Genomic DNA, 19,596 nt, shown 5'->3' on the forward strand with positions numbered 1-19,596 from the left:
TCAGGTCGGTCGCCTGGCGGACCCGTCTCCTGCTCGCGTGGCGCGCAAAGAGCGCTCCCCCATGTGAAACGTCACGATAGACGCATCGACATACCGCATCATCGCCGAGACCTGCGACCTGGTCGCGAACACCTCTACGCCCCCCAACGCCGAGCCGCGGGCATGCACGTACGCGCTGATCATCGCAGCAGACCTGCTCGGACCCGGCCGCGAACCGGCGGACCTGCGCACAGCGCCGAACAGCATGCCAGGGTTGCGCAGCATGGAGAACCCTTGCCCGGACGAGATCGGCTGTGCCCCTTGCCTATCGGACGCGCTGGAGTGCCCGTGCGGTTCGTCGTGCCCGATCGAGAGCACCGACGCGTGGCTCGCTCCGAACCTACGGGCGTAATCCTCTGCCGCGTCGACCATCTCGCCGGTCAGCGCAGTGAACGACAGGCCAGGCAGTGCCACTCGCCACGTCACGCCGAAAGCGGTGTCCGCGGGTCCGAAACAGATGATCACCGCCGCACGACCACGGCGATCCTGGATGAACGACAGCAGATGTACCGGTGGGATGTCGCGCCCGCGGCGCGCCGTCGTCATCCCGGCCTCGAGGTCCGCGGCGGCCAGCAAATCCGCCAGGCGCGTGTACTCGGCGACCAAGGTCCGCCGCCGGTCCCACTCTTGCGCGGTCTCGCCGGCGGGAGCGTCCGCCAGCCGCTCGAGCTCCAGCCGAAGATATGTGCGGTTCAACTGATCTCGTATCGCTGCTGGAATGCCTTCCCCGTTACGCAGGCCGGGCAACTCCGTGAGCAGGCGCCGTTGTTGTGCCTCGGTCGCTGTCGCGAAGTTCAGCAAGCGCCACCACCGCTCGCCGTGCTGCTGCCACCACAACGCGGCCACGCGGGGATCCGGCCCTGCCCCCTCCAAACCCGGCGGCCGCTGCTGCGGGATCATGAACATTCCCCCGCTGAGATAGTCACCCGGCGCGGGCGCCGACGTCGACAACGACGGCCGGATCCGGCCGCTTTCCAGCTCCCCGCGCCATTCGGTTAGGCCGCGGTCATACCGATCCAGTCCCACTGACACCAGACCTGCCAGGTACCGGGCCGACTGCAGATGGGTGTTGCCGTGATTGCCGATCGTCCGTAGCGACAACGCTCCGCGCAAAACCGCCGCCAGTCTCGACTGACGTGCGAGCGCTTCCCGTTGCCGCTGCAATTCCGCATGGTCGCCGCCGGCGTCCCGGTAGGAGGCACGGTCGAAGAAGTCTTCGTCGATCAGCAGTCCCGTCCCACGCAATGCCTGGTAATAGGGCCCGGGAGGAAGGGGTTCCGTCCGGGGCGTGTCCAGGGCGGGAGTATCGGCGTCGTATCCGGGTAGCACATCCCAGGGCATGTCGACAGGTTCTTCGAACCATAATCCGTCCGCGTCGTAGCGCGGCAGTTCCGGTAGGTATTCGGGGTCAGGGTCGCTGCCGATGAGGTGTCGCCGATGTGTACCGGGGGTGGATGTGTGGGTGTCGGTCGGCGGCGTGACGACGTTGCCGTGCTTGTCGGTATAGATGACTTCGGTGGTGGTGATGGCGGGGTGGTGCGGTGGGTAGTTGCGCGGCGTTCGCAAGGTGCGGTCGTACCAAATGTCCCAGACGATGAGGGTGTCGAGGTGCTGGGTGCGGGCGGGGTCGAGGTTGCGGGCCTTGTCCTTGTTGGTGACGAGGACGGCGTGTGCGCCGACTCCCTGCTGGTTGGGGGTGACGTGGTTGTGGACGACATAAGCGTGGGTTGCTGGCGATTCGGAGTCCAGCAGAAAGGCAGCGATGGCGGTATCGGGATCGCGCACCGTGTGGAGCTGTGCGCCGGGTATGCGCCGGTGAAGTTCGTGGTGAGTCATGCCCGCGAGGCCGGTGGTGAGGCCACCGGCGTCGATGCCGGTGTGGCCGGTGAGTTCCCGTAGCCGGGCCAGTGTGCGGGGGCCGCAGTCGTGGTGATATTCACTTGCGAGAGTGTGGGTTTCGAGAATCGGCGCTGGGCCGCCGATGGCGTGTGCGCCGCCGTCGATAACCGCCCGGATCGCGGACAGGCGTGCGGCTAGTTCGGTGACAGCGCCCTCATCGAGCAGACCTGGACGGTTGCGGGCGGTGGTGACAACCCGTTCACGCCAGTCGGCCTCGGACTCTTCGGGACTGCGGTGTACCCGCAGCGTTTCGAACAACGATTGGGACGCCCCCGATACCGATCGAGCATCGCCGGTAAATCCATTTCTCCGGAGATCATCGACAATGAAGCGGTTGTTGAAATCCCATTTCAAGAAGACCGCCGCAGCATAGTATTCGAGCACCCTTGCTTGCAGGGGTGACCGCATGGTGGCCGGGGGTCCCGAGGGTGTGTCGGAAGCCTGATCTAGCAGCCCCAGCCTGCGGGCTTTGGCGATGACCTCATAACGTGGGTTCGCGAAACCGGCAAGCCCGAACTCTTTGTACATACGCTTGAGAGCGTCCTCCACTAGATCATTCCGAGTGCCGGAGAATCCGTCCGCGCGCAAGCGGGCTTCGATTTGATTGTTTGTGTGTCGACCCGCGACATAGTTCAGGAGCGCGCGCTGATGGGGCGTCAAGGTGATGCCCGGTATCGAAGTTGTGCACAGGCCTCCGGTGGACGTGAGTCCCACCTGGTAGCCGTGCTCCGGATGGTGCCGGAAGAACACGACGGGCCGGCCGGGAGCGGGTGTAGCGAGGACTGAGTGCCGAGTAACCCCGGGTCGGATGACGACCAGATTGGCGTGGGTGACGTCGGCGGCGACGTGAAGTAGAAAAGGGAGGCCCAGGTGCGCGGCGGAACAAAGGCCGGTGCTGCCACCGGCGTGTAGTGCGTCGATCTCCAGTTGGAGCAGTCGTCCGCGCTCGCGGTCCACGCGGCCACGCAGTTCGGCGGCACGATCGAATTCGACGGCGATCGGAACGTCACCCCGGAAAGCCGGGTTGTCCAAGAACTCCCGGCGATGTTCGCCTTCGTGGATCTCCTGTGCGTCGAGATGGTCGGTGGTGATCTGGCCCAGGTAATGGTCGCGGTTGGCCGCGAGATGGTTGGCGATGTCGAGACGTAGCCGCTGTGGGTCGAGGCCGTACGCACGGGCAAACGCGACCAATGGATCACCGTGGACGGGAAGCCAATTCGGCGGGATGGGGGCAATGATCGTGACCCGCGCCAGGATTCGGGTGCGGAGATAGGGCAGGAATTGGACTTTGTCGAACAATTGCGAGCCTACGGAGTCGCGGAATTTGAAGTCACCATTGGGATGCAGGGTGGCGGTGACGCCGTCGGGGAAATGCAGAACACTGCCGGCCAACAGGGTGAGCTGGTCCCACCGGTCGACGAGCTCGGCAATGGAGGTATCGGCAGCCGGTCCGGAGGTGTCCAGCGCGGGCCGTTGCACGTAAATGACTGGCGCGGTGCACATTTCGATGTGGTCGCGGAGGAAGGTTAGGGCCTCGTGGCCGTAGCCGGCGGGCTCCTCGCGTCCCACGCCGGATCTGTAGTTGAGCAGCGCGCTGAATCCGCCGTCCGAGGCGATGGTCAATCGCAGCCGGACTTCGGTGTCGGGGATGTACTTATGCAGACCGGTGAGATAGATGTGGGTGCCGGGCGGGAAGCCGGCGAGCCCGCCATCCGTAGCCGGGCCGGCGTCTATTGCCTGACTGAGCTCTTGGAGCAACGCCCGGATACGGTCGTCCGCAATGGGTTCGGCGGAATCATCGGGAATGAGTCCGGCGAGATCATCCGTCATCACCCCGGCGAACTCATCTGGCACCAGCCCACCGAAATCATCCATCATCAACCCGCCGAAATCATCCGCCACAGGTTCGTTTGGATGCGGAACGGCCTGGTCGAGAACATCGCTGCCGGATGCGACGCTGCTGCTGACTCTCCGGAAAACGTCGGCGGCGTACGTGGCCGGAGTGGCGTCGCCACCGTATTCTTCGGCGTCGAGGGACGCCGGACCAGCCAAATCGTCCGGTTCATCAACCGCCATAGCCGAATCACCGCGAACGTCGGTGCCATCGCCAGCCTCGTCGATAGCAGTCTGTGCGGAACCGACCAGGGCATCGTCCCGGCCAACGATATTCGGCACGCTGCCGTCTCCTACCCGGCGATTCCGAAGCTCATAGATCTTGCTGTAGTTCAGGCGTCGTTGCTGCCGCAGCTCAGGGATGAGCTCCGTCACCGCATCCCTGATGTCCTCGGGTCGTTGATCGGCACCAGCCCCCGATTCACCGGTAGCTACCCGCCCGAACTTCTCCCACACACTCTCTAAAAGCTGATCCAGCTCACCCCCGGCAAACCCCAACCTCCGCTCGATCTCCTCGAAACCGAACCCCGCAGCCCGATACTCCAACACCGTCCGCTCCGCCGTCGACAAAAACACCCACGACGAATCAGACGACCCCGGCACCAAATCCACAAACGTGAACTGACCCAACTCCACATCCCCCGCACGCGCCCGCACAGCCCCCACCAAATCCCCCACAGCACCCAGCAGATCCTCCTTATCGAAAACAACGCCGTACATCTCGTACAGGCTGATCAATGCTTTCCGCGCTTTACTGCCAGATACTTCAGGGATATCCTCGATCCGCGCAAGGTCACGACCACCCCGCACATGAGAAATAACCCGCTCTTCATCATCCGTCAAATATTGTGACGGATGCGGCACAAGCTTCAGGGCCTGCTCCCGATCCGGAAACCCCAACGCCCTCGCCCGCACCACAGCAGCATCGAAACCAGAAACTCTCAAATTTGAATATAACCTTTGGAGGAGCCTCTGTACCGCCAGGGTAGTTACGTCGCTGCCGGGCAGGGAGAGTGCTCGCGCGGTTCGCGCGGCGTCGTAACCGGCGACAGCATACGTCCACACTTCCTTCTGCGCGTCAGTGAGGTGCACGGCCGTGGGCTCCGACCCCACCTGCCGCAATTCAGCGAACAAACCCGGAACCTTCCGCACCGCCTCATCCAAAGCTCGATCATCAGACTCTCGATTCCTCGTCCGAACGACACCGAATACCCGATACAACTCCTCCACATCCTTGCCCACCTGGGAAGTTGTATGTTTGCCTGCTTCCGTTCGCTGGGCGAGTGCCGCCACGATCTCACCGGCAGAATTACCCTTCATCACGTAGGGCAGTACATCCTTCTCACGGTCCGTCAGATACCGCCACGGCGGCGGAACCTGTTGCAAAGCCTGTCCCCGATCCGCAAGCCCCAACTCACCAGCTCTCGCCAAAGCACCATCGACCCCACCACTCACCCCGTGTTTCTTGAACATCGCTCCGCGACGGCGATGTACCGCCTCTTCGGTCACCTCAACACCCAGTTCTTCGCGCAGCGCCCGTACAGTTCGCGAAGCGCTGTAGCCGGCCGCGGCATACAACCATTCCCGCGGCTGCTCGGAGATAGGCGCGCGCAAAAGTTGCGCTCCAGGATGCTGGGTGGAGTCGTATGTGGATGCTTGGGCTTCCGCCGGCGCTGCGGTCGCCGAAGAGGCCGACCCATCTCCTGCCCGGCGGTCCCGAAGCTTGGCGATATTGCTGTGGTTCAGGCGTCCCTGCCGCCGCAGCTCGGGGATAAGCTTCGCTGCCGCATCCCTGATGTCCTCGGGTCGCTGATCGGCACCAGCCCCCGATTCACCGGTAGCTACCCGCCCGAACTTCTCCCACACACTCCCCAAAATCTGATCCAACTCACCCGCGGCAAACCCCAACCTCCGCTCGATCTCCTCGAAACCGAACCCCCCAGCCCGATACTCCAACACCGCCCGCTCCGCCGTCGACAAAAACACCCACGACGAACCAGACGACCCCGGCACCAAATCCACAAACGTGAACTGACCCAACTCCACATCCCCCGCACGCGCCCCCGCAGCCCCCACCAAATCCCCCACAGCACCCAGCAGACCCTCCGCATCAAAAACAACACCATACATCTCGTACAGGCTGATCAATGCTTTCCGCGCTTTACTGCCCGATACTCCAGGGATATCCTCGATCCGCGCGAGATCACGACCACTCAGCACATGAGAAATAACCCGCTCTTCATCATCCGTCAAATATTGCGACGGATGACGCACAAACTTCAGGGCCTGCTCCCGATCCGGAAACCCCAACTCCCTCGCCCGCACCACAGCAGCATCGAAACCAGACACCCCCAAAATGGAATAGATCCATTCGAGGCGCCTCCTCACCGCCTTGATTGTTATATCGTTTTCGGGCAGCGAGAGTGCTCGCGCAATTCGCGCGGCATCGTAACCGGCGACAGCATACGTCCACACTTCCTTCCGCGCGTCACTGAGGGACACAATCGTGGGCTCCGACCCCACCTGCCGCAATTCAGCGAACAAACCCGGAACCTTCCGCACCGCCTGATCCAAAGCTCGAGCATCAGACTCTCGATTCCTCGTCCGAACGACACCGAATACCCGATACAAATCTTCGACAGAATTCTGCACCTCAGAAATTGTGCGTGCGCCTGCTTCCGGACGTTCACCGAGTGCCGCCACGATCTCACCGACAGAATTACCCTTCATCACGTAGGGCAGTACATCCCTCTCACGGTCCGTCAGATACCGCCACGGCGGCGGAACCTGTTGCAAAGCCTGTCCCCGATCCGCAAGCCCCAACTCACCAGCCCTCGCCAAAACACCATCGACCCCACGCACCCCGTGTTTCTTGAACATCTCTCTGAGAAGGCTACGTACCGCTTTTTCGGTCACCTCGACACCCAGTTCTTCGCGCAGCGCCCGTACAGTCCGCGTAGCGCTGTAGCCGGCCGCGGCATACAACCAGACGTCCATCTGCTTGGGGGCCCGTCTCGGTGCAGCAGCGCCGCCCGCGGGGTCCGGTTGCCGGCCTGCGTGCGAAAGTTGATCGTCCCCCCCGGGGACACTGGACGAAGACCCCGCCACCTGTCCCAGCCCGCCCGCACCGGCATTCCTCCGCCTGCGCTTGGCGGGAGGGGCGAAGAATTCGCTCGGCGGGCCCGCTGTGGCGAGGTCCACGTTCTTGGGATTTTCCGGTCCGTAGAAACCGTATGCGGCGGAGCCGCCGATCCCGATTGCTTTGAATTTCGGGAGGTGTTCGAGGCCGACGGCGACAATGGTGCCGCGGCTGGGAATTGTCCTGTCGGGCGGGTCCACGCGGATGTCGGGTACCCACGTATTCGCGGCCATCCGCAGCTTCGTGCCGTCCGGCATGGTGAGGAATTGCGCTCCGCTGGGTGTTTGCCAACGTCTGGCACCGTTCGGTAAGGCCAGGTCTCGTGAACCGTCGGGGTGCGCGAATTGCCGGGTTCCGTCTCGGGCGATGCTGTAGGTTGTCCCGTCCGGATCCTCCCGTGATTGGCTGCCGTTGGGATGGACGACGTATTTGGTGATGGTCTTGTCCGGGTTCTCGTGATGGAGAACCTGGGCGACGTCGGTTGTGGTGGCGTATCCCCATCCATTCGGCTCGAGGCGGTATTCGATACCGTCCTGCGAGCGGAGGAAGGGATTGCTGGGGTGCGGGTTCTCGAGCAACAGCGCGATCGGCAGGCCTTTCTCATTACGTAGGACGCCCTGGACCGGGTAGGCGTGACTGCCTCGCAAACCCGGTACCGCAATAATGTTTTCGAGGTCATTTCCGAATGCGGCAGTACCCAGCGTCACTATGCCGCGTTTGCGTGCCCAATCGATCCGGTCGGCGATTGCCTCTGCGGCGGTCCGGTACTCGGGATTCCGCTCGAACAGGAGCCGCCGCAGCGCGGGCGGTCCGTCGAACATCGCGTGCTGGTACGCCGTGAGGGCGTCTTTCTCAGCTGCCCACTGTCCGGGGAATTTTTCGTCGAGGTAACGACGGAAGCCCGCCGTCGAGTCGATGGGGTCCTCGTCGCGTAGATAACGCTCCCACGCAGCGGCTCGGGCGGCCTTATTGCCGGGATGGTCGGCCATTATCTTGCGCCACACGACATCTCGTCTGGCGAGGGTCCGCTTGCGGAAATTGTCGGAGTCGTCGACGAGCCGGTGGGAGAACTCGGGATCGGAATTTTCCAGGTGGCGACTCACCAGGTCGTGCAGGCTGTCGAAGTCGAAGTGGAGCGGGTGCAGGAAGGTGAAGTCGGCGATGACGTGGGCGGGTTGTGGCAGCGCACCGTTCTTGGGGAGGTAGAAATCCGGGATGATGTTGACGAAGATGTCGAGCCCACCGGAGGATCCGAGCGCGTGGTAGCCGTTGACGCCGCCGAGTAGTGCGTACGCCTTCTCGATAATGACCACCCACAAGGGTTGCCCCGGCTCGTGGGCGGCGAAATACCCGCTCTGGGTGCCCGGGGCCACGTGGACGCTTTTCTCCACGCGTATCCACCCGGTTGTCCACCCAGCATCGCCGCGATAGCGCAATCGTACGAAGACGGTGCCGTCCCCGTTGTCGTGCAGCATCTCCTCGATCAGCCACGGTGCGTGCTGGGCCATCGCCTTGAGCGGGGCGATCAGGGCGCAATCGCCGATGTTGCCCTGGCGGGCGTCTTCCGGTTTCGGTCCGTGCGGGCCGAACAGTTCATCCTGATGCCGCTCTACCAGGACCGGGACTTCGGGCAGGACGTAATAGGGGACCTCGACGGTGATCCACGTCCCGCTGTCGGGGTGCCTGACCGTGCGCTGCGGCCCGGGTGCGGATTTGGCGACGAGATCGTACTCGTACGGCACCTTGATGACCCCGTTTCCGCTGGCGTCTTTGCCGAGAATGCGGAACTCGGGCGACTTGTCTTTCCATTCCAGGGTGCCGGGCGAGTTACCCTTTCCGGCCTCGAATTCGAAATCGCTCACGAGATCGTAGGGAATCGGGCGATGCCTGGTGTCCGGACTACCGTCCGGGCTTACCAGGTGGTACTCAGGCGGACCGTTCGGTGGTGTGACCAGGTACGCCTCCGCGCGGCCGGTAGTCGGTAGCTGATCGATCTCGCCCCGCTGGTTCACGAGGGTGATCGCGGCTCCGCCATCGGGCAGAGTGAGATGTCCCGATTTGATCACCACCGCGGCTTCGGGCAGCTCTTTCGCCTTCTGCTCAGGGGTGAGGTTGTTCAGACGCATGCTGTCATCGAGCTCCGGCGGCGGAGGCGGCCGGTGGTGGGGCAACTCCCGCGGCGGGGCCGAGTTACCGCCCGGCGGTTCGTAGTCGAGGTGACGCAGCAGTGCATCCGCGAAGTAGGTTTCCGCACCTTCGGGTTCAAATGGCGGCACGCGACGTCCGGGGCGATCACGCATCGGTGTATCGACCGGGGCGTGACCAGCCGGGCTCTCGGGCCGAGAGTCCATCGAGACGTCTGTCGAACTGCGATCATCGGGACTGCCCGGCCGATCAACCATCGAGATGTCGGTCGGGTTGTGCTCAAAATCCATTCCCAGCAGGGTGTGTGCGGAATCGGGCCCTGCCGGGCCGGTGAGCGATTGCGGAGAATTGTGGGAGCCGGGTGCACTGGTGAATTTCTCGCCCGGCGGTTCGTCTGCTGATTCACGATGGGCGAGGTGTGGCCGCAAGTCGTGGGGCTGCGACCCATCGATGGTGCGCCCGATCTCGCGGCGGGACTGCCGATCACCTTGCCCGATTCGGTTCGGCGGGCCGGAAGGTGCGGGCCGCGTGTCGAATTCGTCGTCACCGGCCAGTCCGGGGTGCGCGGGCGACTGCGGTCGCGTCCCGAACCGTGCACGGCCGAGGTTGGCCCCCGCAGTGTGTGCGGACCCGCCCCCGGCATTCCGATTACTCGCGGACGCTTGGTCGTCCTCCTGCGATACGGCGAATACGTGATCGATGTAATCCTTTTCCTCCGGCAACGCGGCACGCAGGTCCCCGGCCAAATCACCGCCGTGCGTCCGCAGCGCGTATGCGGCCTTCACCGCCTGCAGCGGGTCACGGTCCAGTCGCGCCACCAACGCCAATGCGATGTCCGGTGTCGCCGCCGAATGCACCGCTTCCGCGTAGTCACGCACTCCCGGCAGTCCCGCAGGCAGCTGACCCGGCTCGATGTCCGACGGGGCGGGTGCGCCGACTGGCAACTCTACTTCGAGCGGCGGACTGGAAACCGGTGTGGATGCGGTGTTCGACGGTGCTGTGGTCGAGTCGCCGAAGGCGAAGCGGGTGCCGGTGCCGTGAATCGACAAGAACGCGAATTTGGTCAGCTGGGTGGCGTCGAGGGTGAGGGTGCCGCCCGGGCCGTAGGTGAGTCCGTCGATGGTCTTGGGCACCTCCGGGTTGTCGTTCCACGGGTTCTTCAGTACGAGGACGATGCCGCCATCGTCGCCGGCCCGCACATCCAATACCGAATACACATGGGTCCCTACCAGACCCGGATATTCGGTGATGTTCTCCATACCCGCACCGAAACTTCCGGTGCCCAGCAGGACGTTGTCGCCGCGACTGCGAATGAACCGGACCAGATCGGCGAAGTGCTGCCGGACTACGGAACTGGTCACAGTTTCCCTGGGATCGTTGATCCGGCTGAGGTAATCCAGGACGGCGGCGATCTCGGTTTGCCATTGCGCCAGCTCCGCTTCCTCCAAATGATAATTGAGGAAATTCCGGAATCGTTCGACGGAGCTCTCTCTATTGATGTTCCAGGTCGGCTCCAGCGCGCCGAGTCGTTGCGCGAACGCGAACACCGACTCGAGATCGGCAGCCGGGCCGATCTGCTCAACGAGCAGGTCATACAGCGAATCAACGCCGAATCGCATAGGATGCAGGAAATAGGCCAGGTCGATACCGCTTACCGGCTGGCGGGCGGCTCCGGTGTCGTCCACCTCGTACGGCGGCAGCAACTCCATCATCGCGCTGGCCGGAAATCCGCCCTCGATCAACTGGGCTTTGCCACCCCGCATGACCATATAGCCCTTTTCGACGAGCGCAGGCCACAATGCCCGGCTCGCGTCATGGGCCGCATAGAGCATCTGCCCGTGTTCGTCGGCCCAGAATTCTCTATTGATCCGCTTCCACCGCGGGGCACCATTGGTGAAATATCGCAGACCGAAAGTGCCGTCGGGATATTTGATTATCATATCCCGGATCGGCTGGGGGTTACTGGCGGGGATAACGATCAGTGGCGCTATCAGATGGCAGTCCCCGATTCGGCCTTGGGCCGCATCCCCCGGCACGGGTCCCGCATCGCCGAATACCGGGCCCTCGGCCCACTTGATCGTGCGACCGAGCTGCCCCAGCACCCGCTCCGAGACCCGGGTGTGCCCATCCAGCAGCAGTTCCCCACCGCTGCCGACATCCAGCGATATCGACGTGCCAGCCGGAATATGCGTCTCGGTCGCGTCCGGTGTCATCCGCCGCAGCCCCGCGAACATCGACTTCGCTGCCGGTGACGACCAACTGGTCGGCGTCGTCCAGTGATACACGCCGTCACTGTCGGCACCGAACACGGTCAACTCACCCAACAGGTTTCGATCCACCGAATGCACCGGGGACGTCGGGTCGTCACCGATCCACACCGCGAGCACATCCGGATTCTGCGGATCGACGACGCCGTGCACGTCATCACCCGGCCGCACGCTCAGCAACCCACCGTGCCGGTCCACGATGACCAACCGGCCCGCCGGTGCCGTGATCGTCGTGCCCGGCATCGGCGATATCGGCGGCGGATGGACAGGCTCACCGAACCGCCGCACCGACACCGTCACATCGGCATGGATATCGGGCCGCAACAACGCATACGCCTTCTGCGCCAACGCCGCCCACAACGGCTCGCCATCGATATGCCCCGCATGCATCGGCATCCCCGACGAGTCGTGCAACAGCCGCCGATCCACCCCCACCCAACGCGGCTCGCCATCCAAGAAGAACCGCACACCCACAATCCCATTGGGGTACTCGTGGAACATCTCCACCAGACCCCGCGGATCCTCCGCGGCGAGCCTGCCGAGGTTACCCATCAGCACCCCGTAATCGGCCCAGCTTCCCTCCCGCGCATCCGACTCCCGCGGTGCCAGCCGCCCATCCACTGTCGCGAACACCGGACCCGAATGCATGACCATTGCGGTGCCAGCCGCCGGTCCACCCAGACCCAGCGCCCGCACGGCATTCTCTCGAAGCACGATCCGCCAGCTCAGCGACTCGATCCGTACCGCACCGCCCGCCTCCGGCCGGGTCGGGAGCAAATCGCCGACCCCCAGCTCCACCACTCCGTTGTCGTAGAACAGCAACTGACCCGCACGCCGATCACCCTTCGGCGTGCCATGCAACCCACCATTCGGATCCCTGCGCCAATCGAGGTAGCGAAGCAATTCCGTGTGCACCCGATACGACACCGCAGGATCCGAACCCAACTGGATCCGTGAATTACCCCGCACTTCCAGCCCATCCCACAGGACATGGTCCGTCGGCCCGATCACTACCGCCTGCCCGTTTCGGGCGATCAGCACCGTATTTCCGGTATCCCCGATCGTGTCCGCCTGCCGCGCAGACAAATTCGGCGGCGCCACCGAAGAAACCATGGCGGCATCGGCATCGACCGTGCTCGCGACCACCACAGATTCGGATTCGGCTTCGAACAACCACCCCAACTGATCAGCGGTAGACGCGAATTCCCGGCCTTCGAGGTACCCGGGTCCTAGGCCGTTGTCCTCGGGGAAACCTTCCGGCTCGTCAACGGAACTCGCTTCGCCCACACCTTCATACGGCGAGCCGATTCGGATGCTCCGGGGATATTCCGAGGTAGGCCCACCATTGGGGCGCACTGAGCGGACCTCTGCGGAATGTGGAGCGGATGTCTGGTCCACGCTGACGATCGGTGTGACATCGGAGGACTGCTCGGATTCGGGTGGCGCAACGAATCCGGTGCCCGGCCCGGCGGTGGGGCCGCTCCCTGTCGGACTCGGGTCGGCGTCGGATACGTGCACGTCGGTGTCGCCGGTTGGGTGGCCACCGAGGCGGGTGTCGGCGAGGACTTCGGCGCCGTCGGTCGGCGGCGAGGGGTTGCGATGGGCATCGGCGGTGTGCCGGGTGGGTGGAGGTGCGCCGTCGAATATCGGGCTGGCGGATCGGCTGATGGTGGGGGTGCCGATCGGAGTGTGATAGGTCGATACCGACGGCGAACCGACTGTACTGGTGGCGGGGGTGCCGACCGGCGTGTGATACGTCGACACCGACGGCGAACCGAGGCGTTGTGACACTGAATTCGCGTGTGTCGGTGGTGCGAACACGTGAATGTCCCGCAAAGTGCGGTGTTGAGTGGTGAATTCGGTGATCGCGGTATCCAGGCGATCCTGTGATGTGGTGGGCTCGACGATCGATTCCGACGGTATGTGGGCGGCCGGGGAGAAGTCGTAGTCGAACCACACGACGGTCGCGTGTTCGGGGTGTGTGCCGGTGTTGGCCACATGTTGGGTAGCGGTGTCGGCGAGCACCTCGTGCATCTGCCCGGGTGCCGTGACGGGGTGTGCGTGCCAGTGCGCGGTCCTGGCAGTGTCGACGGAACCGAATCCGATGACGACGTGGCCGCGACCGTGGTCGGCGTCGTGGTCGTGGTCGTGGTCGTGGTCGTGGTCGAAGGACAGCAGCCGGATCGCCGATTGCTCGGTGCCCGCGCTCGCAGCCGCTATCGCGGCGTTGAGCTCCGCGGTATGCAGGGCGGCGAGCACTGCCCGCAGGTCGTTCCGTTGCCGTTGCTGGCTCGACGACGGCCACCAGAGCTTGTCGAGTCGCTGGATCTCGAGCTGAAGATATCTGGTGTTGAGGGTGTGCCGTACCGAGGCTGGGATGCCGTCGTTGTTGCGCAGGCCGGGGTACCCGGCGAGCAGCTGGTGCTGGTATCCCGGTGCGAGGTCGATGAAATGCAGGTCGTCCCACCAGGATTGGCCGGTGTCGTGCCACCAGGTGGCGATCGCGTCGCCAGATGGGTTCGTGGTGTCGAGTCCGCGGGGTGGTTGCGGCGGGGTGATCCGGTCGTTCGGTCCCGGTTCGGGATGCGCGAACAGCTGGCGTTGCAGCTCCGGCTGGACTTGGAACAAGTAGAGCCATCGCCGCCACCGGGTCAGTTCGTTCTGCTGCCGGTCCAGTGTTTCCTGCCGAGCCCGCAGGAGGTCGCGAATGCCGGGTGCGGAGTCGGCGGCGCTGTAATCGTGCTTCATGCGGATCAGTGCCGTGGTGGCGGCGTCGTGTTCGATCTGGCGTCGTTCCACTTCGGTGCGTTGACGGCCGAGTTCGCCGACGCGGTTACGGGGGTTGTTTGCGACGTCCAATCGGCCGAAATTGTCGTCGAGTTCGAGTCCTTGATGCCGGAGCACGTCGAGCGCGTAGTCGTTGTTGGCCGGCGGCGGCCGATAGTGGCCGCTGCGGGGGCTCATCGCGGTGAGCCTGCCGTCGCGTACCACGATGTCGCCGAACGCGGCACCGGTGCGGCCGCCGCTGAACGACGAATGTTGGATAAAACCGAGTTCTTGCATGCCAGCGTAGAAATTGCCGAACTCGTCCATAGCGAATATCGCCCAACCGTCGCCATCGGAAAATACGGTTTGGGACTGGGTGGTGTCGAAAAGCCGTCCGTCGAGGACCCGGTACAGCTTGCCGTTGCGCACGAACAGCCGGTGGTTCTCCAGCTCCTCGGGGCTCATGCGCCGGACCGGAGTGTAGGCGACGTTCCCGGGAGCGCGGGCGAGCTTCCGGGCGTTCGGGATGGCGTCGAGGCGAGATCTGATAGGGATTGGGCGGGTCTCGCCGACATAGTCCTTCAACGGGGCCGCACCGTCGAGGAGTGGGATGTGTGGCGAAGCCAGCACTCGAGTCAGCGGCGGTGGAATCTCGCTTCGGGGCACGACGTCGTCGAGACTGGAGCTCAGCGTGGTTGGCTTCGCTGGGACGTGCGCGGCGAACAAACCCCCCTCCGCAGTGACGCCGATCCAGTAACGACCATCGGATGTGTACCGCAGGAACACGCTCGGCCGATCCGGAGCGGGGGTGCGCATCGACATCTCTCGGTTCGGATGCTGGACAACGAGATTTAAACGGAAAGCATCTGCGGCGAGGCCCGCAACCAGCTCCACGGCCTCGCGCTGCGACATGGTCCGGTGAACGCCGATATCCGCTACGGCTTGGTGCCGTCGAGCCAGTCCTTCGTCGAATCCCTCGCGTCGCTTCAGTTCGCGCTGCCATAGCGCATCGTCGATCAACCCCCGGCGTCGATCGCGGTCGTCGACGGCACGATCTCCGGCCTCCCTCTTCTCGCGCAGGTTCAGGTAGTCGCCGATGCAGGTGCGCACGAACTCGGCATCCGGGAGATCCCGGATCTTGGCCACGGCGATGAACAGTGGATCGTGGCCGGATACGGGTTCCCAGCGCGCCGGCACGGGTGTCTGCACGGCCGGGGCGCCGGTCGCACGGTCGTCCGGGGCGCCGATGCGGATGTTGCGTGGGAAATGCGGGAGTCCTCGGCCGTGCAGGCGCATTGGGCTCACTTCGCCGGTGGCGGTGTAGTGAATGGCGAAGAGACCGGCCGATTTGGTGGGTCCGGGAGCTCGGCGTATGTGTTTCGGAGCGTTGGGGTCGCTGGTGTCGATGTCGTGGACGACGATGACGCCGCGGTCGTTGACCATCCGGTAGGCGTGTGCGCCGATTCCGTTCGCGTTGACCTCGGGGTGCACGCTGACGACCACGGCTTCCGCTCCGGGGCCGAGAAGTTCCAGCTGCTTGGCGATGCTGTGTTCGTCGGTGTGTTTGCGGAGTTTGCCGCCGGCGAGCTTCTGGGCTGTTCGCCGCGAGCGGCCGGGCAGGGCTTGCCTCCAGCGGCCGAGCAGCTTTTCGGTCCGGGACCGGTACTGCAGCTGGATTGCGGTGCTGCCGGTGTTGTGCTGGATGTCGGTCAGCACGTGGTCGAAGCAATCGTAGGGACCGGGTGTGGCGACACTCGATCGATCGGCGACGGCCGCATGCGCGGCCGTGCCGTCGCCGTGGACGGAGACCGTGGGAGTTGTTGTGCCGCTGCTTATTTGGTGCAACATTCGCTGGAAGGCGGCCGGTACGGGGAGGGGTGAAGTGCGCACGATCGCCGAGATGTGCTGCATCGCCGGCGAGGTCGTCGCGTCCGCCAAGTCGCCTCCGCCGCGGACACGGGAGACGAAGCCGCGCAGTCGTTGCAGCGCGCGCGATCTGCGTGAACGTTGCTCGTACGGGATGTGGGCGGGCGTGCTGCCGTCGGTTCCCAGGGTGCGAGAGTTCCGGCGTCCGGTCGTGAATGTCGTTGTGCCGTCTGGAGTCTGGCGGCTTCCGTCGAAGTGCGGGGTGTCGCCGATGTGGTCCTCGCGCGCCGCGGGTTCGGTGCTGGGCGCATCGTAGACATCGTCGGGGACGTCCTCGAACTGCGCGTGCTCCGGGTTGATCTCGGCCAGCATCTCGGATGGACGGCTCATCTCGAACGGACCCAAATGCACACCCGCCTGCGATGTTTCGCCGTGCTGCTCGCGCGTCCCGGAATCCGGCGTGACCCCGGTCGGGGAAACACTGCGCGGTGGCTCCTCGGTTTCCGGGATAGTGGGCAGTTCTGTCGGCCGGAGTAACTGCGCTTCCCAGGTCGGTCCGAACAGCTCGTACATATCCGGCAGCCCGGAATGCAGTACGGAGCCGTTGGCCCAATCGTGGAAGCTCCTGAGAGGGAACCGGTTCTCTCTGAAACGGTTGTCCCGCTGCTCCGGGTGTACGGAACTGCTCCGGGCTGGAATATCGACGGCGAATATCCGGGGAAGCGCGGCCTGCCTGGAGCTTTCGGCCTCCCGCGCCTGCTGCAGCGAACTGGCGCGAGGCGGAATCTCCGGACGAACGAGCCCACGGCGAGGCCGGTGCTGCTCGTCGCTCCCGGAAGCCCGCTCGTCCCTGGGCGCTCCGGAATCATCCGGCGTTGTTTCGGTCTGCCGCAGTAGTTCCTGGTCGTCGCTGTCGGCCACCGAATCGTCATCGCTCCACAGTGCGGACCGCATGTCCGCCAGCCGGAGCGGGATCGCCAGGGCGGTCTGGTCGGTGTCGAGTAGCGGTGTGTCGTGGGTCCGGTCCGAATCGGCGCTGTAGACCGATCCGTCGTCGGAGCGTGGTGGTGACGAGAATCGGTCCGACAACGAGGCAGGGCCGCGGGTCTCCCGGCGATCGAGCGGTCCGACGAGGTCGGTGAGCTGCTCGACCTCGCGCTGACGCCGGCCGAGGTCCGCGTCCTCGATCGATGTCCGCGGCGACGCGAGCGGTTCGCGATGCTCGGTTTCGGTGGATTCCTGCTCAGGCAGCGGCGCGTACTGAACGGTGCCGGTCGACTCGACAGTGCCTGTGAGAGAGGAAGATCGGACGACATCGGTGAGCGGGGCACGAGGTTGGTTCAGATCGGGCTCGTGGACCGCGTCGTCGCGCGATGTCTCGCCGAGCCGCTCCTCCGCCGCCAGGACATCGAGCATGCCTCGTTGCCATTCCTCGACCCGAGCGAGGTTGTCGGACTCCGTCGCTCGGTCGACATCGCCCTGCTCTTCCTCCGCCGGTGCGTGCCGGACGGTGTCCGCCGACCGCACGCTGTCGTCGGAGTGCGGTGCGGGCCGGAAATCGTCCGCGTCGTCGGTCCGTGACGTCGTGAATGGGTCCCAGTGCTCGGTTTCAGGGTTGGCCAGTGCGAATGGGAACTCCGAATCCGACTGTTCTGCTTCGGAGCCCGGCTGGAGTGCAATGGAAACCTGCGAGCCAGCCGGAGCACCTGCCAAGTGCGGCAAGGCGCGGATCGGTGCTGCCGCAGCAGGTTTGGTGGTCGAGCCGTCCGTATCGGCTGAACGCTGCGCTGGTGTCTGCGCGTTCCGCCGCTGCTGGGCTTTCCAGTTTCCGGCCAGCACCGCCGGCGCAGGTCGGGTGGGCAGCTTCGTCGGGAGGAGGGGCGGTGCGTTCGGTTCGGCCGGTACGGCGAGGTAGAAATGGTTCCCGTAGGTCAGGGCGGTGGCATTTGGTGCTTCGGTGGTTTCCGGGCCGAGTATCACTGCGCGCGATCTGTAGTCCCGGCTGTTCAGAGCCAGTAAAAGCCCGCGTCGGCGCAGTGCGACGCCCGCCGCTCCGGGGGCCAGATGGCTGGCCGCGTTTCGCCAGACCCTCGGCGTCCTTATCGCTTGGACCTGCCGGTCGAACTCGGTGCGGAGTTGGCCGTTGTCCCGTGCGGCCCGCACGACCGCCAACTCATCGGGATCGAGAAGCGCTGCGCCAGGCTCTTTTTCGAGTTTCGCGCCGACGAGGTTCGTGAATCGCTCGAAGTAGTCTTCGGCATTCCGATCGATCTCGGTGGTTCTCTCTACGCGTACTTCGGGCTCGTTGGGATCGAGGAGTCTCGCGTTACGTTCTTCTTCGAGTAGTACGGCGTCGACGATGGCCTTGAACTGCTCGAAGTAGTCGTCGGCATTCTGATCGATCTCGGTGGCGATCTCATCGCGCAATTCGGCGATCCGTTGGTCCAGTATCGCCTGCGTCAGCGGCGGGTCGTTCGAGTAGACCACGCGCTCCAGTGCGAGGGGCAAGCAATCACCATCGTCGCGCATGGATTCCCAAACATGTCCCGCGGGTGCGGCGATGCCGTTCACAGCGGCCGACCGAGGGCCTTGCCACCGGACGCCGCGCGAGGAGGTGGTGTCGCGGACGGGCTCGGTGTGCTGCTTCGGCTGCTGCGCGGGTTTCGGGGCGGGCACGCTGGGCGGGGCTTTCGACAGGATGTCGACGGCGCGCCCGACGCTGTTGCCGACGGTCCAGGTGATGCCCTCGGGGCCGGTCAGCTTGATGAGTACGAAGGTGCGGATGCGATGGTTATCCGATCCGAGGCCGTCTTTGTTCAATGATGTTGTGCCGTAACGGATGAGCATGCGGAGCTGATGGCCCATGCTGACCGACATACCGTGCCCCTTGGCTCCGCCGGCGTACGGGAAGCCGGCGGGTGCGCCGCGGTTGCTGGCGTCCGAGACGGTGGGGATGCTGATGCCGAAGGTCGGCATGAAGGTGACGCCTTGGTCGGCACCGAAGGCGAAATTCTCCGTCGTGACCCCCAGGGCGTCGATAGCGATCGTCCCGGTGGTCTGCTCGATCTCATACGAGTAGAGGGTCACCTCGGCGGTGATGTCGGTGACCTTGTGGCCCGGCGGGTGCGGCAGCGGGGTCGGCAGGGGGTCGCCGGTGTTGCCGGTGCCGAGGAAGGCGGCGATGGCCGCGGGGCCGAGCGCGGTGGGCCGGTGCTTCCTGGTCAGCGAGTTCAGGGCGATGACCGCGCTCTCGAGAGAATGCGTGCGGCGGCTGGCCTCGACGCGGGGGGCGACGGCGCGCAGCGCTCGAGCGAGTTGATCGAATCCGTCGAACCAGTACAGCTGGAACGGGTTGTTCGGTACCCAGGGCTCCACGAGTCGGGTGGGCAGGTCGGTGGGCATCTCCATCTCGATGGCCACACTGCCTTCGGGCGGGGCCGGGCGCGGGATCGACGGGTCGAAACGGTAGACCTCGGGTGTGATGCGGCGGCCGGGGTCGATGCTCGGCTCGGTTCTGGTGTCGGCGGCGTGGAACTGGACCAGGTTGGTGGATTCCAGCGTGATCGATTTGGTGTAGATCGG

At 64.6% G+C, this 19,596-nt stretch carries 1 protein-coding gene (cut by a window edge); it reads right to left on the minus strand.

The window, feature by feature from the left end:
- A protein-coding gene (locus ACFWF1_RS35815) for a hypothetical protein (RefSeq protein WP_379322253.1) crosses the window boundary here: on the minus strand, positions 1-19,596 show its 3' portion. The gene runs 17,346 nt beyond the window's last position; only the last 19,596 of its 36,942 coding nucleotides appear in the window; its start codon lies off the right edge, out of view; it ends in the stop codon at positions 1-3.

The sequence above is a fragment of the Nocardia sp. NPDC060255 genome (assembly GCF_042727395.1).
GTDB lineage: Bacteria > Actinomycetota > Actinomycetes > Mycobacteriales > Mycobacteriaceae > Nocardia.